This is a genomic window from Streptomyces sp. NPDC104096 (assembly GCF_055584385.1).
Genome location: NZ_JBVJMD010000009.1, coordinates 1 through 23,184 on the forward strand (window position 1 = coordinate 1; position 23,184 = coordinate 23,184).

22 protein-coding genes are annotated in these 23,184 nt (G+C 71.2%); 13 read left to right on the forward strand and 9 right to left on the reverse strand.

The window, feature by feature from the left end; all coding sequences use genetic code 11:
• Positions 1 to 40 precede the first annotated feature (40 nt).
• The 4 genes from ACZ60B_RS12400 to modA form a co-directional block, all read right to left on the reverse strand.
• Entirely contained in the window at positions 41 to 460 is a 420-nt protein-coding gene (locus tag ACZ60B_RS12400) for a TOBE domain-containing protein (protein WP_469385965.1), read from the reverse strand.
• Positions 461 to 535: 75 nt separating this feature from the next.
• Positions 536 to 1,627, reverse strand: coding sequence for an ABC transporter ATP-binding protein (locus tag ACZ60B_RS12405; protein WP_469385966.1), 1,092 nt, complete (start codon positions 1,625 to 1,627; stop codon positions 536 to 538).
• A 97-nt stretch (positions 1,628 to 1,724) separates the two neighbouring features.
• Complete coding sequence (locus ACZ60B_RS12410; RefSeq protein WP_469385967.1) at positions 1,725 to 2,582, reverse strand: ABC transporter permease; 858 nt, start codon at positions 2,580 to 2,582, stop codon at positions 1,725 to 1,727.
• Positions 2,579 to 3,415 (reverse strand): molybdate ABC transporter substrate-binding protein, encoded by an 837-nt coding sequence (gene modA, locus ACZ60B_RS12415; RefSeq protein ID WP_469385968.1) that lies wholly within the window; start codon positions 3,413 to 3,415, stop codon positions 2,579 to 2,581. Before modA ends, ACZ60B_RS12410 begins: the two co-directional genes overlap by 4 nt.
• A 212-nt stretch (positions 3,416 to 3,627) precedes the next feature.
• Between modA and ACZ60B_RS12420 the strand changes: the two genes are divergently transcribed.
• A complete protein-coding gene (locus tag ACZ60B_RS12420) occupies positions 3,628 to 4,116 on the forward strand; it encodes a molybdopterin-dependent oxidoreductase (protein WP_469385969.1) in 489 nt (162 codons plus the stop codon).
• 70 nt (positions 4,117 to 4,186) lie between these two features.
• Here the strand turns inward: ACZ60B_RS12420 and ACZ60B_RS12425 are convergent, their stop codons facing one another.
• Positions 4,187 to 4,582 (reverse strand): TOBE domain-containing protein, encoded by a 396-nt coding sequence (locus ACZ60B_RS12425; RefSeq protein ID WP_469385970.1) that lies wholly within the window; start codon positions 4,580 to 4,582, stop codon positions 4,187 to 4,189.
• A gap of 70 nt (positions 4,583 to 4,652) precedes the next feature.
• A complete protein-coding gene (locus tag ACZ60B_RS12430; RefSeq protein WP_469385971.1) occupies positions 4,653 to 6,608 on the reverse strand; it encodes an APC family permease in 1,956 nt (651 codons plus the stop codon).
• Positions 6,609 to 7,019: 411 nt separating this feature from the next.
• On the opposite strand from ACZ60B_RS12430, the gene ACZ60B_RS12435 reads away from it, so the two are divergent.
• The 10 genes from ACZ60B_RS12435 (at position 7,020) to ACZ60B_RS12480 (ending at position 17,944) form a co-directional block, all read left to right on the forward strand.
• Positions 7,020 to 7,154, forward strand: coding sequence for a hypothetical protein (locus ACZ60B_RS12435; protein WP_469385972.1), 135 nt, complete (start codon positions 7,020 to 7,022; stop codon positions 7,152 to 7,154).
• On the forward strand, positions 7,151 to 7,240 hold the full coding sequence (gene kdpF / locus ACZ60B_RS12440; protein WP_469385973.1) for a K(+)-transporting ATPase subunit F: 90 nt from the start codon (positions 7,151 to 7,153) through the stop codon (positions 7,238 to 7,240). Before ACZ60B_RS12435 ends, kdpF begins: the two co-directional genes overlap by 4 nt.
• Positions 7,241 to 7,272: 32 nt before the next feature.
• Complete coding sequence (gene kdpA / locus ACZ60B_RS12445; RefSeq protein ID WP_469386267.1) at positions 7,273 to 8,937, forward strand: potassium-transporting ATPase subunit KdpA; 1,665 nt, start codon at positions 7,273 to 7,275, stop codon at positions 8,935 to 8,937.
• On the forward strand, positions 8,934 to 11,057 hold the full coding sequence (gene kdpB / locus ACZ60B_RS12450) for a potassium-transporting ATPase subunit KdpB (protein ID WP_469385974.1): 2,124 nt from the start codon (positions 8,934 to 8,936) through the stop codon (positions 11,055 to 11,057). The genes kdpA and kdpB overlap by 4 nt, the downstream gene beginning before the upstream one ends.
• A 24-nt stretch (positions 11,058 to 11,081) precedes the next feature.
• The gene (locus ACZ60B_RS12455) at positions 11,082 to 11,753 is read left to right on the forward strand and encodes a potassium-transporting ATPase subunit C (protein WP_469385975.1); all 672 of its coding nucleotides are present in this window, start codon (positions 11,082 to 11,084) and stop codon (positions 11,751 to 11,753) included.
• Between the two features lie 124 nt (positions 11,754 to 11,877).
• Complete coding sequence (locus ACZ60B_RS12460; RefSeq protein ID WP_469386269.1) at positions 11,878 to 13,413, forward strand: glycoside hydrolase family 43 protein; 1,536 nt, start codon at positions 11,878 to 11,880, stop codon at positions 13,411 to 13,413.
• Positions 13,414 to 13,589: 176 nt separating this feature from the next.
• Positions 13,590 to 14,882, forward strand: coding sequence for an extracellular solute-binding protein (locus tag ACZ60B_RS12465; protein ID WP_469385976.1), 1,293 nt, complete (start codon positions 13,590 to 13,592; stop codon positions 14,880 to 14,882).
• 6 nt (positions 14,883 to 14,888) lie between these two features.
• Positions 14,889 to 15,887 carry a carbohydrate ABC transporter permease gene (locus ACZ60B_RS12470; protein WP_469385977.1) on the forward strand — a complete coding sequence of 333 codons (999 nt, stop codon included), beginning with the start codon at positions 14,889 to 14,891 and terminating at the stop codon, positions 15,885 to 15,887.
• 59 nt (positions 15,888 to 15,946) lie between these two features.
• Entirely contained in the window at positions 15,947 to 16,711 is a 765-nt protein-coding gene (locus tag ACZ60B_RS12475; RefSeq protein WP_469386271.1) for a carbohydrate ABC transporter permease, read from the forward strand.
• A gap of 93 nt (positions 16,712 to 16,804) precedes the next feature.
• Positions 16,805 to 17,944: an endo-1,4-beta-xylanase gene (locus ACZ60B_RS12480; protein WP_469385978.1), complete on the forward strand. Its 1,140-nt coding sequence runs from the start codon at positions 16,805 to 16,807 to the stop codon at positions 17,942 to 17,944.
• 183 nt (positions 17,945 to 18,127) lie between these two features.
• Here the strand turns inward: ACZ60B_RS12480 and ACZ60B_RS12485 are convergent, their stop codons facing one another.
• Both ACZ60B_RS12485 and ACZ60B_RS12490 read right to left on the reverse strand, forming a co-directional pair.
• Positions 18,128 to 18,334: a DUF5999 family protein gene (locus tag ACZ60B_RS12485; protein ID WP_351608496.1), complete on the reverse strand. Its 207-nt coding sequence runs from the start codon at positions 18,332 to 18,334 to the stop codon at positions 18,128 to 18,130.
• A gap of 278 nt (positions 18,335 to 18,612) precedes the next feature.
• Entirely contained in the window at positions 18,613 to 19,197 is a 585-nt protein-coding gene (locus ACZ60B_RS12490) for a hypothetical protein (RefSeq protein WP_469385979.1), read from the reverse strand.
• 570 nt (positions 19,198 to 19,767) lie between these two features.
• On the opposite strand from ACZ60B_RS12490, the gene ACZ60B_RS12495 reads away from it, so the two are divergent.
• Positions 19,768 to 21,285: a glutamate-cysteine ligase family protein gene (locus tag ACZ60B_RS12495; protein WP_469385980.1), complete on the forward strand. Its 1,518-nt coding sequence runs from the start codon at positions 19,768 to 19,770 to the stop codon at positions 21,283 to 21,285.
• Between the two features lie 177 nt (positions 21,286 to 21,462).
• The gene (locus tag ACZ60B_RS12500; protein WP_469385981.1) at positions 21,463 to 22,263 is read left to right on the forward strand and encodes a CPBP family intramembrane glutamic endopeptidase; all 801 of its coding nucleotides are present in this window, start codon (positions 21,463 to 21,465) and stop codon (positions 22,261 to 22,263) included.
• A 24-nt stretch (positions 22,264 to 22,287) separates the two neighbouring features.
• Here ACZ60B_RS12500 and ACZ60B_RS12505 read toward each other — a convergent pair whose 3' ends face one another.
• Positions 22,288 to 23,100 carry a PhzF family phenazine biosynthesis protein gene (locus ACZ60B_RS12505; RefSeq protein ID WP_450662365.1) on the reverse strand — a complete coding sequence of 271 codons (813 nt, stop codon included), beginning with the start codon at positions 23,098 to 23,100 and terminating at the stop codon, positions 22,288 to 22,290.
• Positions 23,101 to 23,184: the final 84 nt, after the last annotated feature.

Consider the following 23,184-nt stretch of genomic DNA (forward strand, 5'->3'; position numbering starts at 1 on the left):
CCCCCGGCCGACGCGGCCGGGGGCGGAGCCCCCTGGTGCGTCACACGGACGCGAGGGACACCTCGGTCGACTTGATCAGCACGGTGACGGCCGACCCCGCCGACAGGCCGAGATCGGCCGCGGAGTCCCGGGTGATCGCCGCGGTCAGCACGGCACCGTCGACGGCGACCTTGACGGTGGCCATGGCGCCGCCGGCGGCGACGTCCCGCACCGTGCCGGGCAGCCGGTTGCGGATGGAGAGGCCCTCGACCGGCCCGGTGGCGAGGGCGACCTCGGTGGACTTCACCAGGGCGTGCACCGCGGCGCCCGTCGTCAGGCCGAGCTCCTCGACGGCCTCCCGGGTGATCGCCGCGGTGAGGTCCTGGCCTCCGGCCAGCCGGACCCTCACCGTCGCCATGACCTCGCCCGGGGTGACGGCGGTGACGGTGCCGGGAAGCTGGTTGCGGATGCTCAGGCTCATGGGGGATGCCTCGCAGACGGTGGGGTTCGTCGGGCGCTGGGCCTCGGGTGGCCCCACCGTAACCAGGTCGGGCCGTCAGGCCGGGTACGCGTGCGTCTGCGTCGCCTTCACCGTCGCCCAGACCGATGCGCCCGGATGCAGATCGAGCTCGGCCGCGGCGACCGTGGTGAGGTCCGCGGCGATGGCGAGTTCGCCGGTGAGGTCGGCCCGGATCCGGTCGCCGTGGGTCTCCAGGCCCGCGACCTCGCAGCGCCACAGATTGCGGGCGCTGGAGCCGGTGGGACGGTCCCGGTACAGGGTGACCGCGTTCGGCGGGAACGCCACGAAGACCTCGCCCGACAGGGACTCGGTGGTGGTGACGGCGGGGCCCGCGTCGAGGCGGACCGTGTGCCCGTCGGACCGCCCCCGGTGGAGGTTCAGGCCGACCAGTTGCGCGACGTAGTCGGTACGCGGGTGACGGGCGATGTCGGTTGGGGCGCCCTCCTGGACGACGCGCCCGTGCTCGACGACGACCAGCCGGTCGGCGAGCACCATGGCGTCGAGCGGATCGTGGGTGACCAGCACGGCGACGGCCTCGAACTCGGCCAGATGGCGGCGCAGCCGACTCCGTACCTCCAGCCTGGTACGGGCGTCCAGGGCGGCGAGGGGTTCGTCCAGGAGCAGCAGGCGCGGGCGGGTGGCCAGCGCGCGGGCCAGGGCGACCCGTTGGGCCTGACCGCCGGAGAGACGGCGGGGCTTGGCGCCGGCGTGGTCGGCCAGACCCATGCGGTCCAGCCACTGCGCGGCCAGGGCGCGGGCCTGCGCCTTGGAGCTGCCCCGGCAGCGCGGGCCGAAGGCCACGTTGTCCAGGGCCGTCAGGTGGGGGAAGAGCAGATAGTCCTGGAAGACCACGCCGACCGGGCGGGACTCGGGGGGCGTGCCGTCCAGCGGGACGCCGTCGAGGCGCAGATGGCCGCCGGAGGGCGGGACGAGTCCGGCGAGTACGCGCAGGGCCGTGGTCTTGCCCGCGCCGTTGGGGCCGAGCAGGGCGACGACGTCACCGGGCGCGGCCGTCAGCGCGACGTCCAGGCGGAACGTGCCGCGGTCCACGACGAGACGGGCGTCGAGGCCCTGGCCGTGCGTGCCCACGGGGGAGGGGTGGACCCGGTCGGCGTCGAGGTCGGTCATGAGGCAATCGTCCGGCAGAGTCGGGGGCAGGGGCAGGGGCAGGGGCAGGGGCAGAGGCGGGCGCAGGGGCGGGATGGTGCGGGGCGGGGCCGCCGTGTCATGACGTGGTGATCCAACGGTCCCGCAGACCCGCCAGCACCGCGATCGACACGGCCAGCAGCACCAGGCTCAGGGCGATCGCCGCCTCCGGGTCGCTCTGGAGCGCCAGGTAGACCGCGAGCGGCATGGTCTGGGTGCGGCCGGGGAAGTTGCCCGCGAAGGTGATCGTCGCACCGAACTCGCCGAGGGCGCGGGCCCAGGCGAGCACGGCGCCCGCCGCGATGCCCGGGGCGATCAGCGGCAGGGTGACCCGGCGGAACGCGGTGAAACGGGACGCGCCCAGCGTGGTGGCCGCCTCCTCGTAGCGGGGGTCGGCGGCCCGCAGGGTGCCCTCCACGCTGATCACGAGGAACGGCATCGCCACGAACGTCTCCGCGACGACGACGCCCGCCGTGGTGAACGGCAGGGTGATGCCGAACCAGGCGTCCAGCCACTGTCCGACGACCCCGTTGCGGCCGAGCGCGAGCAGCAGCGCGACACCGCCGACGACCGGGGGCAGCACGAGCGGCAGGGTGACCAGGGCCCGTACGAGGCCCCGGCCGGGAAAGTCCGTACGGGCCAGTACCCAGGCCAGCGGGACGCCCACGACGAGACTCGCCGCGGTCGCCGCCGTGGCGCACAGCAGGGACAGCTGGAGGGCCTGCCAGACCTCCGGGCCGGTCAGTTGCCCCGGCATGTCGCTCCAGGGCGCCCGGACGATCAGGGCGACCAGCGGAACGAGCAGGAACGCGAGGCCGAGCAGAGCGGGCAGCAGCAGGGGCAGGGGGATGCCCCGGTTCCCGTTGCGGACACGGCCGCGCCGCGGACGTCCCTGGCGGGTGTCGTCCGCGGCGGCGGCCTCGTCGGTGGGGATCACGGCTCCAGGAACCCGGCCTGGGTCAGGACCCGCCGACCCTCGGCGGACTGCACCAGCGCGATGAACGCCTTGCCGGCCTCGGCGTTGGGGGCGTCCTTGAGCAGGGCGATCGGGTAGTCGTTGACGGCGCCGGCGGACTCGGGGAACTCCACGCCCTCCACCTTGTCACCCGCGGCGTGCACATCGGTCTTGTAGACGACCGCCGCGTCGGCCTCCTTCAGCTCGACCTTGGTCAGGGCGCTCTTGACGTCCTGCTCGTAGGAGACCGGGGTGAGCTTGAGCTCGGCGGAGTCGAGGGCCTTCTGGGCGGCGGCGCCGCACGGCACCGTCCTGTCGCACAGGACGACCTTCAGGCCGGACTCGGTGAGGTCCTTCAGGGAAGCGATCTTGTCGGGGTTGCCCGGCAGGGTCGCGATCTCCAGCTGGTTGCGGACGAAGGTGGCGGGCGTGGTGGCCGCGTCCTTCTTGTCCGTGACGATCGCCATGGTCTTGGGGCTGGCGGCGGCGAACACGTCGGCGGGGGCGCCGCCGGTGATGCTCGCCGCGAGGGTGTCGCTGCCGCCGAAGCTGAAGGTGACCTTCGTACCCGGGTGCTCCTTCTCGAACTGCTCGCCCAGGGCCGTGAAGCTCTCCTTCAGCGAGGCGGCCGCGAAGACGGTCACCGTGCCGGAGAGCTTCGGGGACGCCGACGTGGAGGAGTGGGACTTGGCGGCCGAGTCGGAGTCCGAACCGGAGGAGGAGCAGGCGCTCAGTGCCAGCAGCGCGGCAACGCCCGCACCGGCCGTCTGCAAGGTCCGGTGGGTCCGGCGGAGCCGGCGTGCGGGACGGGTCATCACGGGTCTACTCCCTTGGCTGCTTCACGGCAGGGTCCGGTGGGCCCCTCCACGGCCTCCTTCGGACCGTGCCGCGATGATGATACTGCCGCATATGCGAGCCGTAAGTCTCCTGTTGCATCGCATGATCTATTGCGATGCCGGGTTGTGGTGGGCATGTGCGTTTCCGCTGTGCCCTTCGCCGGGTACCGTCAAGCGGGAGGTGGTGGCACGTGACGCTCGCGGAACTCTCCCTGACCGGCGACCTCGCCCGCCCGGCCCGTCTGACCGTGCCGGATCTGCTCGGCTGGCCCCAGCACCGGGTCCGGGTCCGCTTCGAGTGCTCCACCAGCGGTACGCAGTACCACCGGTTCAGCGGCCCGCGCCTGTACGACGTGCTGTCCGACGCCGGTCCCGGATTCGACCCGGTCCGGCGCAAGGACCGGCTGCGCTTCCTGATCGCCGTCACCGGTTCCGACGGCCACCACGCCCTGTTGTCCTGGGCCGAGATCGACCCCGACTTCGCCCACGCGCCCGTGCTGCTCGCGGTGAGCATCGACGACGACGCCCTCGACGGCGCCGGACCCCAGCTCGTCCTGCCGCAGGACCGCTGCGGGGCCCGGCACATCAGCGGCATCAGCGCGATACGCGTCGACGGGGGCTACGACTGGCGGCAGCCGATGGCCGCCGCACCCGGCCCCGGGTCGGCGGCGGCTCCGTGAACCGCACGCCGGCACCGTCCACGGACGACCGGTGCGGTCGCCGCCCGCTCGGACCCGGTCGACCGCCCGCTCAGACCCGGTCGATGTGCACGTTCGTCGACTTCACCCGGGCGGTGGCCTCCATCCCGACCTCCAGGCCCAGTTCCTCCACGGCCTCGCGGGTGAGCAGGGAGACCAGGCGGTGCGGGCCCGCCTGGATCTCGACCTGGGCCGCGACATCGCCGAGCTTGATCGCGGTGACGATGCCGGGGAAGGCGTTGCGGACCGAGGTGTACGGGGTGTCCTCCTCGCCGCTGCCGGGCCGGGCCAGCTCGACGGAGAACGCGGCGAGGTCCTTCCCGTCGATGAGCCGGCGGCCGCTGTCGTCGCGGTGGGTGGTCACCCGGCCCGCGTCCGCCCAGCGCCGGGCGGTGTCGGGACTCACGCCGAGCAGCCGTGCCGCCTGGCCGATTGTGTAGGACTGCATACGCGTCACGATAGGGCCGGGAACACGCCCCGGTGACATGGGGTCGGCCGACGGGTACGACGCGCTCGGCTCAGCCGGTGTGGACCCGGGGGCGTCGTTCGCGGTCCGGTTCCGCCTCGCGCAGCACCTCACGGGTGACCGGGGCGACCTCGCCCTGGCCGAAGAGGAAGAAGCGCAGGAAGTTGGCGAACGGGTTGCCCTCGGTCCACTCGAAGTAGATGTGCGGGGTGCGTCCGGTGGCGTCCCGCACGTGCAGCAGCAGCGCGGCCAGTGCGTTGGGGATGGAGGCGGACTCCAGGGTCAGCACGCGGTAGCGGTTGTGCAGCACCTCGCCGCGGACGTTCAGGCCCGCCTCGAACTCGGACGGGTCCGTGACCGTGACCTCGACGAAGACGAAGTCCTCCTGGATCGGGATGTCGTTGTCCTGGAGGATCTGCTCGATCTTCTCGCGGTACTCGGCCTTGTCCCGTCGGTCGGGCTCGTTGGCGATGAACCGGATCTTCCGGCTGGCCATGTCCCTGACGAAGCGGTCCGCCATGTCGTCCAGCGTCACGCTGGTCACGCGCAGTTCGAAGGCGCGCGCCAGCCGGGACAGCAGCGAGACGAGGATGATGCCGACGATGAAGCAGGCACCGATCTTGACGCCGTCCGGACGCTCGATGACGTTGACGACCGTCGTGTAGAGGAACACCGTCGAGATGACCGCGAACCCGATGGTCCAGTTGCGCTGGCCCGCCTTGCGCGCGGCGATGGTCACGGCGATCGCCGCGGAACTGATGAGCACCAGCACGCCGGTGGCGTACGCGCCGCCCTGGGCGTCGACGTCGGCGTCGAAGATCCAGGTGACCAGGAAGCCGATCAGGGTGAAGACGATGACCATGGGGCGCACCGCGCGGGCCCAGTGCGGAGCCATGCCGTAGCGGGGCAGGTAGCGCGGCATCAGGTTCAGCAGGCCGGCCATGGCGGAGGCGCCGGCGAACCACAGGATGCAGATGGTCGAGGCGTCGTAGACCGTGCCGAAGGCGTTGCCCAGGTACTCGTGCGCGAGATACGCCAGGGCACGTCCGTTGGCCTGGCCGCCCGGCTGGAACTCCTTCTCCGGGATCAGCAGGGTGGTGATGAAGCTGGTGCAGATCAGGAAGCAGCTCATGATCAGGGCGGCGGTGGTGAGCAGCTTCTTGGTGTCCCGGATCCGGCCGGTCGGCTGCTCCTCCGTGTCGTCCGGGTCGCCCTTGACGTGCGGCATCACGGCCACGCCGGTCTCGAAGCCGGAGAGGCCGAGCGCGAGCTTGGGGAACACCAGCAGGGCCACGCCGACCATGGCGAAGACGTTGCCGTGCTCGGCGGTCAGGGCGGTGGTCCAGTCGGTGACCACGTGTCCGGCGGTGGCCAGGTGGTAGAGGCCGCTGACCACGACGACGACGTTCAGGGAGAGGTAGATGCCCACCAGGACGACGGCGACGCCGATCGCCTCCAGGAAGCCCTTGAGGAACACCGCGCCGAGCAGCGCCAGCAGGAACAGGGTGATCACCAGCTGCTTGTCGTGCAGGGCGCTGTTCAGGTGCGGATTCTCGACCAGGTGGGTGGAGGCGTCCGCCGCGGACAGGGTGATCGTGATCAGGAAGTCGGTGGCCGCGAACCCGAGCAGGGTCAGCACGAAGAGCTTGCCCTGCCAGAACGACAGCAGCCGCTCCAGCATGGCGATCGAACCCTCGCCGCGTGGGCTCTCCTCGGCCACCCGCCGGTACACGGGAAGGGCGCCCGCCAGGGTGACGATCACCAGCACGATGGTCGCGACGGGTGACAGCAGACCGGCCGCGAGGGCGGCGATGCCGGGCTGGTAGCCGAGGGTCGAGAAGTAGTCGACACCGGTCAGGCACATCACGCGCCACCAGCGCTGGCCCTTGTGCGAGGGCTCCGGCTGGGCGTGGGGACCCTGGTGGCCGCCGCTCCTGCCCATGTCGGACAGGCCCTCCAGCATCCAGGCGCGCAGGCGACTGGGAGGCGGGTGTTCGGTCGTGGCCATGGGTGTGCTCCTGGGGTGCGGCCCGGCGTGTGGTGTCGGCCATCACGCGGACGGCCGCACCAGCGTATGCAGAGCGTGACGCCAGGGCCCACGGATCTCGGGGCGGCGGGCGTCAATTCTCCGTTAAGACTGACCGGGTGAGCAGGGGCTCGCACCACGGAGACGTCCGTACGACGGGCCGGGCCGGGCCGGGGGCCGCTCGGGCCGTCCGGGGAAGGAAACGGACGGTGACCGTCGAGGTACACCCCGGGCGATGTGCCCGCAGGGGGCGCGGGGGGCGGGGTGAGTCCTCCGAGGGGCCGTCCGAGAGCTCGTGGCCTGCTGGTGTCCTGCGCGGCGTAAGGGACCCGTCAAAGGCGTGCTGCGTTCCATCAGGGACCCGTCAACGGCGGTCGCATCCGGTCATTCGCGATGTTTCCTCGAACCGTCCCTGCCCGACGCACCTCACTCCAGGAGCTCACGATGGCCGATCTGGCCTTCGTCGTCATCACGATCGCGGTCTTCGTCTCGGTCGCCCTCGTCGCCAAGGGGGTGACCAGGCTGTGACCGCCGAGAACATCGTCGGCCTGATCGTGGCCGTCGCCCTGCTGGGCTATCTCGTCGTCGCGCTGGTCTTCCCGGAGAGGTTCTGACCGTGACATCAGCTGTGGCCGCGGCGGCCGCGATGGGTCCCGTACCCGCCGGAGCGCTCCAGATGCTCGCCCTGGTGGCGGCGCTGGCACTCGCCTACGTACCCCTCGGCACCTACATGGCCCGGGTCTACACCTCCGACCGCCACTGGCGGGTCGAGAAGTGGATCTACAAGGGCATCGGCGCCGACCCCGACACACAGATGCGCTGGCCCGCCTACCTCCGCGGGGTCCTCGCCTTCTCCGCGGTCGGTGTGCTCTTCCTGTACCTGTTGCAGCGGCTCCAGGGCGTCCTGCCCGGCTCGCCGGCCTTCTCGTCGGTCGATCCGGCGCAGTCGTTCAACACGGCCGCGTCGTTCGTGACGAATACCAACTGGCAGTCGTACTACGGCGAACAGACCATGGGCCATGTCGTGCAGACCGCCGGTCTGGCCGTGCAGAACTTCGTCTCCGCGGCCGTCGGCATCGCCGTCGCCGTGGCCCTCGTCCGGGGATTCGCCCGCTCCCGTACGGGTGAACTCGGCAACTTCTGGGCCGACCTGGTGCGCGGCACCCTGCGCGTCCTGGTGCCGATCTCCGTCGTCGCCGCGGTGATCCTGGTCGCCTGCGGGGCGATCCAGAACTTCTCCGGCATCCACGAGGTCGGCCAGTTCATGGGCGGCTCGCAGCAGTGGAACGGCGGCGCGGTCGCCTCGCAGGAGGCCATCAAGGAGCTGGGCACCAACGGCGGCGGCTACTTCAACGCCAACAGCGCCCACCCCTTCGAGAACCCGACCCCGTTCACCAACCTGTTCGAGATCTTCCTGATCCTGCTGATTCCCTTCGCGCTCACCCGCACGTTCGGCGTGATGGTCGGCTCGGTGAGGCAGGGGCACGCGATCCTCGCCACGATGGCCACCATCTGGATCGGCTTCACCGCGCTGATGATGGCGACCGAGTTCCACCACCACGGTCCGGCTCTCGAGATCGCGGGCGGGGCGATGGAGGGCAAGGAGACCCGTTTCGGTGTCGGCGCCTCGTCCATCTTCGCGGTGGCGACGACACTGACGTCGACGGGCGCGGTGGACTCCTTCCACTCGTCGTTCACCGGCCTCGGCGGCGGTGTCACGATGCTGGGCATGCAGTTGGGCGAGATCGCGCCCGGCGGCACCGGTTCCGGTCTCTACGGCATGCTGATCATGGCGGTCATCGCGGTGTTCATCGCCGGTCTGATGGTCGGCCGCACGCCCGAGTACCTGGGCAGGAAGATCGGCGGCCGGGAGATGAAGCTCGCCGCCTGCTACATCCTCATCACCCCGGCGCTGGTGCTGGTGTTCACGGCGGCCTCCATGGCGCTGCCGACCCCGCCGCACTCGATGCTCAACCCCGGAGCGCACGGGTTCTCCGAGGTCCTCTACGCCTTCACCTCGGCGGCCAACAACAACGGCTCGGCGTTCGCCGGCCTGAACGCGAACACCGACTGGTTCAACACCATGACCGGGCTCGCGATGCTGCTCGGCCGCTTCCTGCCGATGGTGTTCGTGCTGGCGCTGGCCGGCTCGCTCGCGGGGCAGAAGCCCGTCCCGGTGACCGCGGGCACCCTGCGCACCGAGAAGCCGCTGTTCACCGGTCTGCTGGTGGGCGCGGTCCTGATCATCACCGGTCTGACCTACTTCCCGGCCCTCGCTCTGGGCCCGCTGGCCGAGGGACTGGCGTCATGACCACCCGAACGGAAGACCACGAGGACGCGATGTCCACTCCCACCCTTGCGCCCCATCAGGACGCACCGACCGGGCACAAGCCCGCGGAGAGCCGCGTCGGAGCGGGTCTCTTCGACCCCGAGCAGCTGATCAGGTCCGTGCCGGAGGCGCTGCGCAAGCTCGACCCGCGGGTGATGGTCAGGTCGCCCGTCATGTTCGTGGTGTGGATCGGGTCGGTGCTCACCACCGTGTTCTCCTTCCAGCACCCGGGGGACTGGTTCGGCTGGACGATCAGCGCCTGGCTGTGGCTGACCGTCGTCTTCGCCAACCTGGCCGAGGCCGTCGCCGAGGGCCGCGGCAAGGCGCAGGCCGACACCCTGCGCAAGGCCAAGACGGACACGGTGGCCCGCCGGATCGTCGGCTCCACGCAGGAGCGGGTGCCCGGCACCGGGCTGCGGGTCGGCGACCTGGTGGTCTGCGAGGCGGGCGACATCATCCCCGGCGACGGTGACGTCGTCGAGGGCGTCGCCTCGGTGGACGAGTCGGCGATCACCGGTGAGTCGGCTCCGGTCATCCGGGAGTCCGGCGGCGACCGGTCGGCCGTCACCGGCGGCACCAAAGTGCTGTCCGACCGGATCGTCGTCAGGATCACGACGAAGCCCGGCGAGACCTTCATCGACCGGATGATCGCTCTCGTCGAGGGCGCGGCCCGGCAGAAGACCCCGAACGAGATCGCGCTGAACATCCTGCTGGCCTCGCTGACGATCGTGTTCCTGCTGGCCTGTGCCACGCTGCCGCCGTTCGCGGACCACGCGGGCACGCACCTCACGATGGTCGTGCTGGTGGCCCTGCTGGTCTGTCTGATCCCGACCACGATCGGCGCGCTGCTGTCCGCGATCGGCATCGCGGGCATGGACCGGCTGGTGCAGCGCAACGTCCTGGCCATGTCGGGCCGTGCGGTCGAGGCGGCCGGCGACGTCTCCACGCTGCTGCTGGACAAGACCGGCACCATCACGCTGGGCAACCGCCGGGCGGCCGAGTTCGTGCCGGTGTCCGGCACCACCGAGGCCGAGCTCGCCGACGCCGCCCAGCTCTCCTCGCTGGCCGACGAGACGCCCGAGGGCCGCTCCGTCGTCGTCCTGGCCAAGGAGAGGTACGGGCTGCGCGAGCGGCAGCGGGGCGAACTGGCGGGCGCCGAGTGGATCGCGTTCACCGCGCAGACGCGGATGTCCGGCGTGGACGTCGGGGGGCGCCGGATCCGCAAGGGCGCCACCGCCTCGGTCCTCGCCTGGGTCGGGGAGCAGGGCGGCGAGATCGCCGGGGACGCCGGCGGGATCGCCGCCGGAATCTCCGCGGCGGGCGGCACCCCGCTGCTGGTCGCCGTGTCCGACGCGCGCGGAGCCCGGGTTCTCGGCGTCATCCACCTGAAGGACGTCGTCAAGGACGGAATGCGGGAGCGGTTCGGGGAACTGCGCCGCATGGGCATCAGGACGGTCATGATCACGGGTGACAACCCGCTGACCGCGAAGGCGATCGCCGAGGAGGCGGGAGTCGACGACTTCCTCGCCGAGGCCACTCCCGAGGACAAGATGGCCCTCATCAAGCGGGAGCAGGCGGGCGGCAGGCTCGTCGCGATGACCGGCGACGGCACCAACGACGCCCCGGCGCTGGCCCAGGCGGACGTCGGCGTGGCGATGAACACCGGTACGTCGGCCGCCAAGGAGGCCGGCAACATGGTCGACCTCGACTCCGACCCGACCAAGCTGATCGAGATCGTGGAGATCGGCAAGCAGTTGCTGATCACGCGCGGCGCGCTGACCACGTTCTCCATAGCCAACGACGTCGCGAAGTACTTCGCGATCATCCCGGCGCTGTTCGCGGCGGTCTACCCGGGCCTGGACAAGCTGAACATCATGGCGCTGTCGTCGCCCGACTCCGCGATCCTCTCCGCCGTGATCTTCAACGCGCTGATCATCATCGCTCTGGTGCCGCTCTCCCTCAAGGGCGTGCGCTACCGGCCGATGAGCGCCGACAAGATGCTCCGGCGCAACCTGGGGATCTACGGCCTCGGCGGCCTGATCGCCCCCTTCATCGGCATCAAACTCATCGACCTGCTCATCTCCCTCGTCCCCGGGCTGTAACCTTTCGAAGGCGTGCTGATCACCATGAACAATTCCGTGACGAACACAGCCCGGTTGCTGGGGGCAGGCCTGCGCGCCCTCCTCGTGCTGACCCTGGTGACCGGCGTCCTCTACCCGCTCGCGATCACCGGTGTCGCCCAGTCCCTGTTCGGCGACCAGGCGAACGGCTCGGAGATCAAGGCGGACGGCAAGGTCGTCGGCTCCTCCCTGATCGGCCAGTCGTACGACCTGCCGCTGAAGAAGGGGCAGGAGACCCCTGCCCCGGACCTGAAATGGTTCCAGGGCCGGCCGGCGAACGGCCTCGGCAGCAACAGCGTGAACACGCGGTACAAACTGCTGCTGTCCGGCGCCACCAACCTCGCCGCCGACAACAAGGTCCTCGTCGAGCAGGTCGAGGACGCCAAGGCCGCCGTCATCAAGGACAATTCGACCGCCGGCCACGAGGTCCGGGCGTCCGAGGTGCCCGCCGACGCGGTGACGTCCTCCGGCTCCGGCCTCGACCCGGACATCAGCCCGCAGTACGCGCGGCTCCAGGTCAACCGGGTCGCCGAGCGCAACGGCCTTCCGGTCTCCCGGGTGGAGAGGCTGGTGGGGGACCACACCGAAGGGCGCACCCTCGGCTTCATCGGGGAGCCCCGAGTGAACGTCCTCGAACTCAACATCGCCCTCGAGGCGCTGGTGGCCGAGAGCCGATGACTCACAGCGGCGGCGGGACGCCTTGCCCGCCTCCCGCCGCCGCCCTACAGTCCGCTCCGTAATGTTCGTCGATGAAGCCGAAAGTTTCGGACGGCTTCCCGCGAAGGAGCTGACGCGCATGGCGATCCGGACGTACGACAATCCCGTGATCCCCGGCTTCCACCCCGACCCGAGCGTCTGCCGGGTCGGGGCGGACTTCTATCTGGTCTGTTCCAGCTTCGAGTACGTGCCGGGCGTCCCGCTCTTCCACAGCCGCGACCTGGTGCACTGGCGGCAGATCGGCAACGTGCTGGACCGGCCGGAGCAGTTGGCGATACCGCCGGACGCCCCCGCCTCCGCCGGCGTCTACGCCCCGACCCTGCGGCACCACGACGGCCGGTTCCACGTCATCACCACCCTCGTCGGCGGCGGGGGCACCTTCCTGGTGCACAGCGAGCGGCCCGAGGGGCCGTGGTCCGATCCGGTCCGGATCGACCTGCCCGGCATCGATCCCGACCTGGCCTGGGACGACGACGGCTCCTGCTGGTGCGCCCTGGCCGGGGTCCGGGTGGCCCGCATCGACCCGGTGACCGGCAAGGTGCTCGAAGGGCCGCTGCCCGTCTGGTCCGGGACGGGGATGCGGGATCCGGAGGCGCCGCACCTGTACCGGATCGGCGGCTGGTGGTACCTGCTGCTGGCGGAGGGCGGCACGGCCCTCGGCCACAGCGTCAGCGTGGCCCGCGCCCGGTCCCCGCGCGGGCCGTTCGAACCGGCGCCGGGCAACCCGGTGCTCACCCACCGCGGCACGGACCTGCCCGTCCAGTGCACCGGCCACGCCGACCTGGTCGAGGCGGCCGACGGCACCTGGTGGATGGTGCTGCTGGGCACCCGGCCGGGGGGTTTCTTCCCGGAGTTCCACGTGCTCGGACGGGAGACCTTCCTGGTGCCGGTGGAGTGGGTGGACGGCTGGCCGCGGGTGGGGCCGGTGGCCGGGCGGCACCCGGCGCCCACCGCCTGGCACCCGCTCCCGCCGGACCCGGTGCGCGACGACTTCGACGCCCCGGACCTGGCGCCTTGCTGGATCTCCCCGCGCGCCAGGCCGGACGGCTCCTGGTCGCTGACCCGGCGGCCGGGCTGGCTGACGCTGACCGCGACCGGCGACAGCCTGGACCGCCCCGGGCACACCTTCGTCGGCCGCAGGCAGCGGCACCCCGACAGCCGCACGGCGGTCCGGCTGGACCCCGGCCGCGGGCGGGCCGGACTCTCCGTCCGCATGGACGAGGCCCACCACTACGACCTGGAGGCGCACGACGGCACGGTGAGCGTCCACGCCAGGATCGGCCCGCTGCGGCAGTGCGTCGCACGGCACGCCGTGCCGCCGGGACCGCTCACCCTGACCGTCGAGACCCGCACCGACGGCGTTCTGCCGCCCACGGTCACGGCCCTCGGCGAGGAAGCACCCGGTGTCAGGGCCGGCGGTCCCGACACGATCGCTTTTTCCGCCGAGAGTTCCGAAGGCGTCCTGCGGCTCGCCGCACTCGACGGCCGCTATCTGTCCACGCAGGTCGCCGGGGGCTTCACCGGACGGGTGATCGGGATGTACGTCACCGAGGGCAGCGCTGCGTACGACTGGTTCGACCACGGTCCGCGCCCCTCGGACCCCGGCGCCGTACCGCGCTGATCCCAACTGCGGCGCACTCCGGGGGCGTTGGCGGCGGATTCGCCGCGTACAAGGGGTTGCCACCCGTCCGAGGCTGTCTCTAGGGTGCGGCAGCAACGAAGGTTTCCTGATCTGCTCCGAAACTTTCGGAACCTCGGACGGACAGGACGAGCCGTCCCGTACCCAAGGAGCGCATCATGGGCGACCCGGCACTGTCCCGCCGCGGCTTCCTGGCGGTCTCCGCCGCGGCCGGTCTGGGCATGACGGCACTCAGCGGCTGTGGCGGCGACTCGGACGGAGGGTCGTCGGGGACGACCACGATCGAGTGGTGGAACATCTCCACGACCCAGCCCACCAAGGACGTCTGGGCAGGCCTCGCCAAGAAGTTCGAGGCGCAGAACCCCAGGGTGAAGATAAAGATCGTCCAGCTGGAGAACGACGCCTACAAGTCGAAGATGACGGCGCTGACCGCCTCCGGGAAGCTGCCGGACATCTTCCACACCTGGGGCGGCGGGGTCCTCGAGCAGCAGGTCGGCGCGGGGCTCGTCGAGGACCTCACCGACAGCACCAAGGCCTGGGCCGACGGACTGCTGCCGGTCGCGAAGCAGCCGTACCTGATCGACGACAAGACGTACGGCATCCCGTTCGACATCGGCATGATCGGCTTCTGGTACAACAAGGCGCTGTTCAAGCAGGCCGGCCTCAGCGCGCCCCCGACCACCTGGAGCGGCTTCCTCGACGCCGTGCGCAGGCTGAAGTCCGCCGGTGTCACCCCGCTCGCCCTCGCGGGCAAGGAGAAGTGGCCCGGCATGTACTACTGGGCGTACCTGGCGATGCGCACCGCGGGCGTCGACGCGCTGCGCAAGGCCGCGGACGACAAGGACTTCACCGGGGCCGGGTTCGTGCAGGCGGGCGGGCACCTGAAGGAACTCGTCGACCTCCAGCCGTTCCAGAAGGGCTTCCTCGGCGCCGCCTACTCGACCCCGACCGGCCAGGCCGCCACGGTCGGCAACGGCAAGGCGGCGATGGAGCTCATGGGCCAGTGGGCCCCCGTCGTCGAGGCCGACGCCGGCAAGGGCCTCGGCGCCGACCTCGGGTTCTTCCCGTTCCCCGCGGTCGAGGGCGGTCAGGGCTCGATCACCGAGGTGTTCGGCGGAGGCGGCGGTCACGCGCTGCGCAAGGGCGCCCCGCAGGCCGCCGTCGACTTCCTGAAGTTCTTCGCCTCCCGGGCCACCGACCAGGAACTGGTCAAGAAGACCGGCGTCCTGCCGGTGGTCCCGGCCGCCGAGAGCGCCCTGACCGACCCCAACCTCACCGCAGTACAGGCGCAGTTGAAGTCCGCCACCGGCTTCCAGCTCTACCTCGACCAGGCCTACGCGCCCGCCGTCGGCCAGGAGATCAACGACAGCGTCGCCGCGCTGATCGCCGGCTCCAAGTCCCCCGAGCAGGTCACGCAGTCGGTCACGAAGACCGCGAAGGAAGAGCAGTAGCCCGCGATGACCTCGACCTTCCTTCCGGACCGGCGGTCGGGCCCGGACCTCGCCCTCCCGCCCCCGGCCGTGGCCGCGGCCCGGGGGCGGGCCCGGCGGCGCCTGCTGAACTGGCTCACCGCCGTCGGCTTCCAGCTCCCCGCGCTGGTGCTGTTCATCGGCCTGGTCCTGCTGCCGATGCTGTTCGCGCTGTACGCCGCCTTCTTCCGCTGGGGCGGCTTCGGGATGCCCTCCGACTACGCGGGCACGGACAACTTCACCCGCCTCTTCGAGGACCCGGTCTTCCTGGGCGACCTGTGGCGCTGCCTGCTCCTGGTAGGCCTGTCGCTGCTCGTCCAGTTGCCCTTCGCCCTCGCCATGGCGGTGCTGCTCAACCAGCGGCTGCGCGGCCGGGCCGTCTACCGGATGCTGTTCTTCGCGCCCTACGTCCTGTCCGAGGCCATCACCGGCGTGCTGTTCAGCATGATCTTCGCGCCGTCCGACGGACTCGCCGACCACGTCCTGGGCGCCGTCGGCCTCGACGGTCTGGGCGGCGAGTGGTTCGCCGACCCCTCCTGGGTCCTGGCCACCCTCTTCCTGGTCATGACCTGGAAGTACTTCGGCTTCCACATGATGCTCTGCCTGGCCGGACTCCAGGCCGTCCCGGCCGAGTTGACCGAGGCGGCGCTGATCGACGGCGCCGGGCCCTGGCAGCGCTTCCGCAACGTCACCCTGCCGCTGCTGGCCCCCACCCTGCGCATCAGCGTCTTCCTGTCCGTCATCGGGGCGATCCAGCTGTTCGACCTCGTGTGGGTGGTCACCCAGGGCGGCCCCGACCACCACTCCGAGACGATGGCCGTGACCATGTTCCAGTACGGCTTCAAGCGCTACCAGGTCGGCTACGCCAGCGCGATCAGCGTGGTCATGTTCGGCATCTGCCTCGTCTTCGCCCTCGCCTACCAGCGGTTCGTGCTCCGTCGCGACCTGGAGGGCGCCACCACGACGATGAGGGGGAACGGCAAGTGACCCGCAAGACCCTGCGCACCCTGCCGCTGCACCTGGTCCTCCTGCTCGTCGGCGCGGTCATGGTCGTACCCATGGTGTACGCCGCCCTGTCCGGCTTCAAGTCCACCGACGAGCTCTCCCGCAACCCGTTCGGGCTGCCCGACCGGTGGCGGACCGGGAACTACACCGACATCCTGCGCTCCGGCGACTTCTGGCGGCTGCTCGGCAACAGCACACTGATCGCGGTGGCGACGACCGTGCTGGTGGTCGCGGTGTCCGCGCTCGCGGCCTTCTCCTTCGCCCGGTTCGCCTTCCGCGGGCGGGAGATGCTGTTCACCCTGTTCACCCTGGGGCTGATGTTCCCCTTCGCGGTGGCGGCCCTGCCGCTGTTCCTGCTGCTGCGCTCGATGGACCTGCTGGACAACCCGCTCGGGGTGATCCTGCCGCAGGCCGCCTACGGACTGCCGATGACGATCATCATCCTGCGCGGCTTCTTCCGGCAGATCCCCGGCGAGCTGGAGGAGGCGGCCACCCTCGACGGATGCAGCCCCTTCGGCTTCTTCTGGCGGATCCTGCTGCCCATGGCGCGGCCGGCGCTGGGCACGGTCTCGGTCCTCGCCGTGGTCACCAGCTGGAACAACTTCTTCCTACCGCTGCTGGTGTTCACCGACGGCACCTGGTGGACCCTGCCCATCGGCGTGCAGCAGTTCCAGGGCCAGTACTCGGCGGAGTACGCCCGCGTCTTCGCCTACCTCGTCCTGGCGATGGTGCCCGCCCTGGCCTTCTACTCCGTCGCCGAGCGCCAGCTCGTCGGCGGCCTCACCGCCGGCGCGACGAAGGGATGACCCGCGCCCGCGGACGTACGGCTCACCCGGCCCCCCGGCTCCCGGCTCCGGCCGGGCCAGGGGACCCCGTCCCCGACCGTGAGGAGTCGCACCATGAGCACCACCGGATCAGTGGGCGCCACCGGATCAGCGGGCACCACGAGTTCCTTACCCGGCATCCGGCCGTCCCGCGCCCGCCTCAGACTCGCCGGCGCCCTCGCCGCGGTGCTGGTGGCGGCGGGTGTCGTCGCCGGCCCGGCCGCCCGGGCCGGCGAGGGGCACGACGGGAACGGCCGGCACGCGGGGCGGTCCACCCTCGCCGACCTCGCCCGCAGCCACGGCCGCTACTTCGGCAGCGCCACCGACAACCCCGAACTCACCGACGCCGCCTACACCGCGGTCCTCAGCAGCGAGTTCGACATGATCACCCCGGGCAACGGCATGAAGTGGTACGCCACCGAGCCCCGGCAGGGCGTCTTCGACTGGACCGCAGGCGACCAGATCGTGAACCTCGCCCGCGCCCACCACCAGCAGGTCCGTGCCCACACCCTGGTCTGGCACAGCCAGTTGCCCGACTGGCTCACCGGCCGGTCGTGGAGCGCCGACGACCTGCGGGCCGTGCTGAAGAACCACATCCTCACCGAGGCACGCCACTACCGGGGCAAGGTCTACTCCTGGGACGTCGTCAACGAGGCGTTCAACGAGGACGGCACCTACCGCGAGACGGTCTTCTACAAGACGCTCGGTCCCGGCTACATCGCCGACGCGCTGCGCTGGGCCCACCAGGCCGATCCGCACGCCAAGCTCTACCTCAACGACTACAACATCGAGGCGACCGGCCCGAAGAGCGACGCCTACTACCGGCTGGCCCAGGAACTGAAGGCGCAGGGAGTCCCCCTCGACGGCATCGGCCTCCAGGCCCATCTCGCCCTCCAGTACGGCTATCCGGCCACCCTGGAGGAGAATCTGCGCCGGTTCTCCCGGCTCGGTCTGGACGCCGCGCTGACCGAGGTCGACGTACGGATGCTGCTGCCCGCCACCGAGGAGAAGCTGGCCGAACAGGCCGACTGGTACCGGGACATGACCCGGGCATGCCTGGCGGTGCGCCGGTGCGTGGGCATCACGGTCTGGGACTGGACCGACAAGTACTCCTGGATCCCGGCGTTCTTCGAGGGGCAGGGCGCCGCGCTGCCGTGGGACGAGCAACTCCGGCCCAAGCCCGCGTACTTCGCGCTGCGGGACGCCCTGGGGTGACACGGCCCGGGTGGCCGGGAACGGAGCGGGGGCGGGCGCCGGTGGCGGATCCGCCTCCGGGTCGCTACGGTGAGTGAACACCCCCGGACATGCGTCGGGGCCGGTTCGCAGGGAGTCTGCGGTCCGGCCCCTCATGTCCTTCCGGCGTCGCGCGGCGTCGCCGGGTGTACGTCCTGACAGGCCCTAGGCGGCCGTCACGACCCGGCCGGACTCCAGCGGGCGGTGCGGGGCGATGATCTGGCCGTCGGGCAGGAGCTCACCGGTGTCCTCGAAGAGGAGGACGCCGTTGCACAGCAGGCTCCATCCCTGCTCCGGGTGGTGCGCCATCAGGCGGGCGGATTCCCGGTCGGCGGAGTCGGCTGTCGGGCACGGTGGCTGGTGCTGGCACATGGGTGGGATCTCTGTCTCTGTCGTGGTCATGTCCGTCCCCCGTGACGATAAGTCGGTCGGAACCCAGTGTTGCCCTACGGGCGTCAATCCGCAGGGATTTCGGTGCACCGCTTCTCACAGGTTCATGACGCATCGCTCAGGCGGACGGTTCATTCCGACCGAGTGGTCCCTTCGGGGGGTTCACCATGGTCAGGCAGGGCTAGTCACCGGGCGGACATGCGCACCCCGCCGCCGGAAACGGATTCCGGCGGCGGGGTGCGAGAGGCGGGTCCCGGGGCTCAGGCCGGTTGGCTCAGCAGCGGTGTCGGTGTCGCGCGATGGGTCAGGACCGGGAGCAGTTCGGCGACCCGGTGCGGACGATGGGCCGCGATGCCGGGCGGGGCCGGGGCCAGCGGAACCAACAGGTCGGTGGCGACGGGATGGCCCTCGGCGCCGTCCGCGGCGCAGTCGCCGTGCAGCCACAGGGTGAGCATGTACAGGCCGGGCACGGACAACAGGCGCGCCTGGTAGGGCTGCTGCACCGACTCGGCCTGGCGCAGCGCCCGTTCGGTGGCGGCGATGTAGGGACCCTCGAAGAAATGCGAGAAGGCCCAGCCGTCGGGGGTGAGCCTGGTCTCCGCTGCGGCCACCGCGCGGTCGCCGCAGCGGATCAGGAACCGCCAGCCGGCCAGCCTCGTCCCGGACATGCCTTCGGGCGTGATCCGGTCCAGTACGTGTACGGGCAGCGGGAGTTCGGGTGTCGCGGGTCCCTGGGCCGCGCGCAGGGAGGGGGTCTGCGCCTCGTGCACGGCGGTGGGGGAACCGAGTGCCGTGAGGACGGAGCGGAGGGCAGGCGCGGGAGCCGGGGGCACATGCAGCGGCATGGTGGGTCGCCTCTCATTCGACAGGCATGGTGGCACGAGGGCGGGGCGGTGCGGGGCGGACGGCGCTGTCAGCTCTCGAGGGGTCGGAGAGGCAGGGGCCGGGGTCTGTGAACCGGGAGTGTGGGTGTGCCTGCCGTTCGTCACCTCGACGACAGGTTCCTTCGACCGTGGGCGCCTAACCTTCTCCGCCTTGTTCGCGGAGTTTATACGACGAGTGTTCATCCTGTGATTCGTCTAGCCGTTTCCCGCGGTTTCGGCAAGGGTTCATTCGGTCGGCGGTACGCGGTAATCATCCCGATTCCGGGCCTGCCGCGAGGCGATGACCTCGGCTTGTGCGGATGCGGCGGTCGGCCAATTGTCGTCGGCGTTTTTCACGAGGCGCACGGGGTACCCGAAAGTGCGTACTGATTTATGCCCCGTGAATGTGCCGCCGGTCACGTCCGACCAATGTAGCGGCTGTCCGGCCCAGTGGGGGCGTTATCGATCGGCTTCGCTGGGCATCATCCCACCTGACCCCGGACACCGGCGGCCCGGAACCTGAGAGCCGCCCCGACGAGGAGGGACGCTTCCATGGGGGAGAAGGTCGTGGCAGGTCGGTTCGATCTGTCCGATCGCCAGCGCTACCGCGACAAGCTCCGGCGGTGTCTGGCGGGGCTGGAGCGGCTTCTGGCGGAGAAGCGGTTCGATCGCCCGAAGAACCTCATGGGGCTGGAGATCGAGCTGAATCTCCTCGGGGCCGACGGCATGCCGAGAATGCTCAATGGGCAGGTGCTCGAACGGATCGCGAGCCGCGATTTCCAAACAGAACTCGCCATGTTCAATCTGGAAGTGAACATTGCCCCACACCGGCTGGGCGGGCGGGTTTTCGACCGGCTGGCCGAGGAGCTTCGTACGTCCCTGGCATATGCCGACCGGAAAGCGGGCGAGCTCGACGCCGGAATCGTGATGATCGGTATTCTGCCGACCCTCGACCGGGACGACCTGGTGTCCTCCAACCTTTCCGCCGTCGACCGCTACACCCTGCTCAACGACCAGATCGTGGCCGCCCGGGGCGAGGACTTCGCGCTCGACATCGAGGGCGTCGAGCGACTGACCTGCACATCCAAGTCGATCGTCCCGGAGGCCGCCTGCACCTCCGTGCAGCTGCATCTCCAGGTCACCCCGGGCCGGTTCGCCGACGTGTGGAACGCCGCGCAGGCGGTCGCCGCCGCGCAGATCGCCGTCGGCGCCAACTCACCCTTCCTGTTCGGCCGTGAGCTGTGGCGCGAGTCGAGGCCCCCGCTGTTCCAGCAGTCCACCGACACCCGTCCGCCCGAGTTGCAGGCGCAGGGGGTGCGGCCGCGGACCTGGTTCGGCGAGCGGTGGATCTCCTCGGCCTTCGACCTGTTCGAGGAGAACCTGCGCTACTTCCCGGCGCTGCTGCCCATCTGCTCCGAGGAGGACCCGCTCGACGTCCTGGACGCGGGCGGCGTCCCGCAGCTGGGCGAACTCGTCCTGCACAACGGCACGGTGTACCGCTGGAACCGTCCGGTCTACGGCATCGCCGACGGCGTCCCCCATCTGCGGGTGGAGAACCGGGTGCTGCCGGCCGGCCCCACCGTCACGGACGTCCTGGCCAACGCGGCCTTCTACTACGGTGTCGTGCGCGCACTGGCCGAGGACTCGCGGCCGGTGTGGACCCGGCTGCCCTTCGAGGCGGCCGCCGCCAACTTCGACGCCGCGTGCCGGTACGGCATCGACGCCCGCCTCGAGTGGCCGCGGCGCGGGCGGCTGGGCGGTACGACGCAGGTCGACGCCGTCGGCCTGGTACGCGACGAACTGCTGCCGCTGGCCGAGGCCGGCCTCGACGCGTGGGGGGTCGATCCCGCCGACCGCGATCTGTACCTGGGAGTGATCGAGGAGCGTTGCCGACGGCGGACCAACGGCGCGTCCTGGCAGGCCGCCACCTTCCACCGGGCCCTGGAGACGGGGCTGTCCCGGGATGCCGCGCTCGCCGCGACCACCCGGCGGTACCGCGAGCTGACCCTGCTCGGCGAACCGGTGCACAGCTGGCCGGTGGGGCTGCCGGAGCCGGTGCCGCTGGGCTGACGGGCCGCCCCGACTCCGCCGTCCGCCTTCGGGCCCGGGCCGCGTACGCGTGGTCCGGGCCCGTACGCGTGGGCCGGCCCCCGTGCCGACGGGCGCGGGGGCGCCCGCGCGGGGGGTCGGCCGCGACCCCTCCGTGTCGATCGGGCAAGCTGTGACGACCGTCGACAGGAGGCAGGTGTGCACGTGGAGGCAGGCTCGGTGGCCGAGGCGTATCCGTCGGAACGGCCCTCGCGGCGGACGCTCCGGGACGAGACGCTGCTCGTGCTGGCGCTGTCGCTCGGCGCGAGCGCGCTTGCCGCACTGATCAGCTTCGTCGGCTCGGTCACCAAACCGGGGGGACTGAAGGACCAGGCGGCCACCCTCAACGCCTCGGCCGCGCCGGGCCGGCCCTGGCTGGACCTCGCCTGGCAGCTCTTCGGGATCGCCTCGGCCCTGGTGCCGGTGGCCCTGGTCGCCCACTTCCTGCTGCGTGAGGGCGAGCGGCTGGGCACCCTCGGCTTCGACCGCACCCGGCCCTGGCCCGACCTGGGCCGCGGCGCGGGCGTCGCGGCGGTGATCGGCAGTACCGGGATCGCCTTCTACCTGGCCGCGCGCGGCCTCGGCTTCAACCTCACGGTGGTGCCGGAGGCACTGCCCGACGTGTGGTGGAAGTTTCCGGTACTGATCCTCTCGGCGATGCAGAACGCGATCCTGGAAGAGGTCATCGTCGTCGGCTATCTGCTGCGCCGGCTGGGGCAGTTGGGCTGGACCCCGGGCAGCGCGCTGGTGGCCAGTGCCGTGCTGCGCGGCTCGTACCACCTCTACCAGGGCATCGGCGGGTTCATCGGCAACATGGTGATGGGCGTGGTGTTCGTCTGGCTCTACCGCCGCTGGGGCCGGGTGGGTCCGCTGGTGGTGGCGCACTCCCTGCTCGACATCGGCGCGTTCGTCGGGTACGCCCTGCTGGCGGGCAAGGTGGGGTGGCTGCCGACGGCCTGAGCGGCCACCCCGGCCCCGCCGGACTCACCAGGCGAGCAGCTCGCCCTCGATGACGGTGACCGCGCGGCCGCCGAGCAGGGTGCGCCCGCCGCGTACCTCGGTACGGACGCGGCCGGTGCGGGGCGAGGCCTGGAGGCCGGTGAGCGCCGCCCGGCCGAGGCGCTCGGACCAGTACGGCGCCAGCGCGGTGTGGGCGCTGCCGGTGACCGGGTCCTCGTCGATGCCGACGTTCGGGAAGAAGCAGCGCGAGACGTAGTCGTAGCCCAGGGCGGGGTTCTCGGCGCGGGCGGTGGCGATGATCCCGCGGCGGGAGTGGGCGCCGAGCGCCTTGTGGTCCGGCCGCAGGGCGTGCACGGTCTTCTCGTCGGGGAGTTCGACCAGCAGGTCCCCGATGTGCGGGCCGGTGTCGAAGGCGGTGAGCGGTTCGGCGCCGAGCGCCTGCGCGACGCCGTCCGGCAGGGCGACCGGGGTGAGCGGCGCGGTCGGGAAGTCCAGGGTGAACGAACCGTCCTCGGCGGGCGTGGCGACGAGGACACCGCTGCGGGTGGCGAACCGTACCGGGCCGGTGTGGGCGCCCGTGGTGTGCAGGACGTGGGCCGTGGCCAGGGTGGCGTGGCCGCACATGTCGACCTCGGTGAGCGGGGTGAACCAGCGCAGCGCCCAGTCCGCCTCGCCGCCGGGCGGCAGCGGGTGGGCGAAGGCCGTCTCCGCGTGGTTGACCTCCAGCGCCACGTTCTGGAGGCGCCCGTCGTCGGGGAAGGAGTCGAGGAGCAGCACGCCGGCCGGGTTGCCGGCGAAGGGGCGGTCGGTGAAGGCGTCGACGATACGAATACGCATGTCACGACGGTAGTTGGCCGCGTGACCCCGCGGCCAAGGCCAATCCGTACCGACTGGACCGATGCGGGCGGGCGGTGCGGGACG

Bases quoted from the DNA above. Each gene is read 5' to 3' on its own strand.
- ACZ60B_RS12400 (WP_469385965.1), bottom strand. From the start codon at position 460: ATGAGCCTGAGCATCCGCAACCAGCTTCCCGGCACCGTCACCGCCGTC.
- ACZ60B_RS12405 (WP_469385966.1), bottom strand. From the start codon at position 1,627: ATGACCGACCTCGACGCCGACCGGGTCCACCCCTCCCCCGTGGGCACG.
- modA (WP_469385968.1), bottom strand. From the start codon at position 3,415: ATGACCCGTCCCGCACGCCGGCTCCGCCGGACCCACCGGACCTTGCAG.
- ACZ60B_RS12425 (WP_469385970.1), bottom strand. From the start codon at position 4,582: ATGCAGTCCTACACAATCGGCCAGGCGGCACGGCTGCTCGGCGTGAGT.
- ACZ60B_RS12430 (WP_469385971.1), bottom strand. From the start codon at position 6,608: ATGGCCACGACCGAACACCCGCCTCCCAGTCGCCTGCGCGCCTGGATG.
- ACZ60B_RS12435 (WP_469385972.1), top strand. From the start codon at position 7,020: ATGTTTCCTCGAACCGTCCCTGCCCGACGCACCTCACTCCAGGAGCTC.
- kdpA (WP_469386267.1), top strand. From the start codon at position 7,273: ATGGGTCCCGTACCCGCCGGAGCGCTCCAGATGCTCGCCCTGGTGGCG.
- kdpB (WP_469385974.1), top strand. From the start codon at position 8,934: ATGACCACCCGAACGGAAGACCACGAGGACGCGATGTCCACTCCCACC.
- ACZ60B_RS12455 (WP_469385975.1), top strand. From the start codon at position 11,082: ATGAACAATTCCGTGACGAACACAGCCCGGTTGCTGGGGGCAGGCCTG.
- ACZ60B_RS12465 (WP_469385976.1), top strand. From the start codon at position 13,590: ATGGGCGACCCGGCACTGTCCCGCCGCGGCTTCCTGGCGGTCTCCGCC.
- ACZ60B_RS12470 (WP_469385977.1), top strand. From the start codon at position 14,889: ATGACCTCGACCTTCCTTCCGGACCGGCGGTCGGGCCCGGACCTCGCC.
- ACZ60B_RS12475 (WP_469386271.1), top strand. From the start codon at position 15,947: ATGGTCGTACCCATGGTGTACGCCGCCCTGTCCGGCTTCAAGTCCACC.
- ACZ60B_RS12480 (WP_469385978.1), top strand. From the start codon at position 16,805: ATGAGCACCACCGGATCAGTGGGCGCCACCGGATCAGCGGGCACCACG.
- ACZ60B_RS12485 (WP_351608496.1), bottom strand. From the start codon at position 18,334: ATGTGCCAGCACCAGCCACCGTGCCCGACAGCCGACTCCGCCGACCGG.
- ACZ60B_RS12490 (WP_469385979.1), bottom strand. From the start codon at position 19,197: ATGCCGCTGCATGTGCCCCCGGCTCCCGCGCCTGCCCTCCGCTCCGTC.
- ACZ60B_RS12495 (WP_469385980.1), top strand. From the start codon at position 19,768: ATGGGGGAGAAGGTCGTGGCAGGTCGGTTCGATCTGTCCGATCGCCAG.
- ACZ60B_RS12505 (WP_450662365.1), bottom strand. From the start codon at position 23,100: ATGCGTATTCGTATCGTCGACGCCTTCACCGACCGCCCCTTCGCCGGC.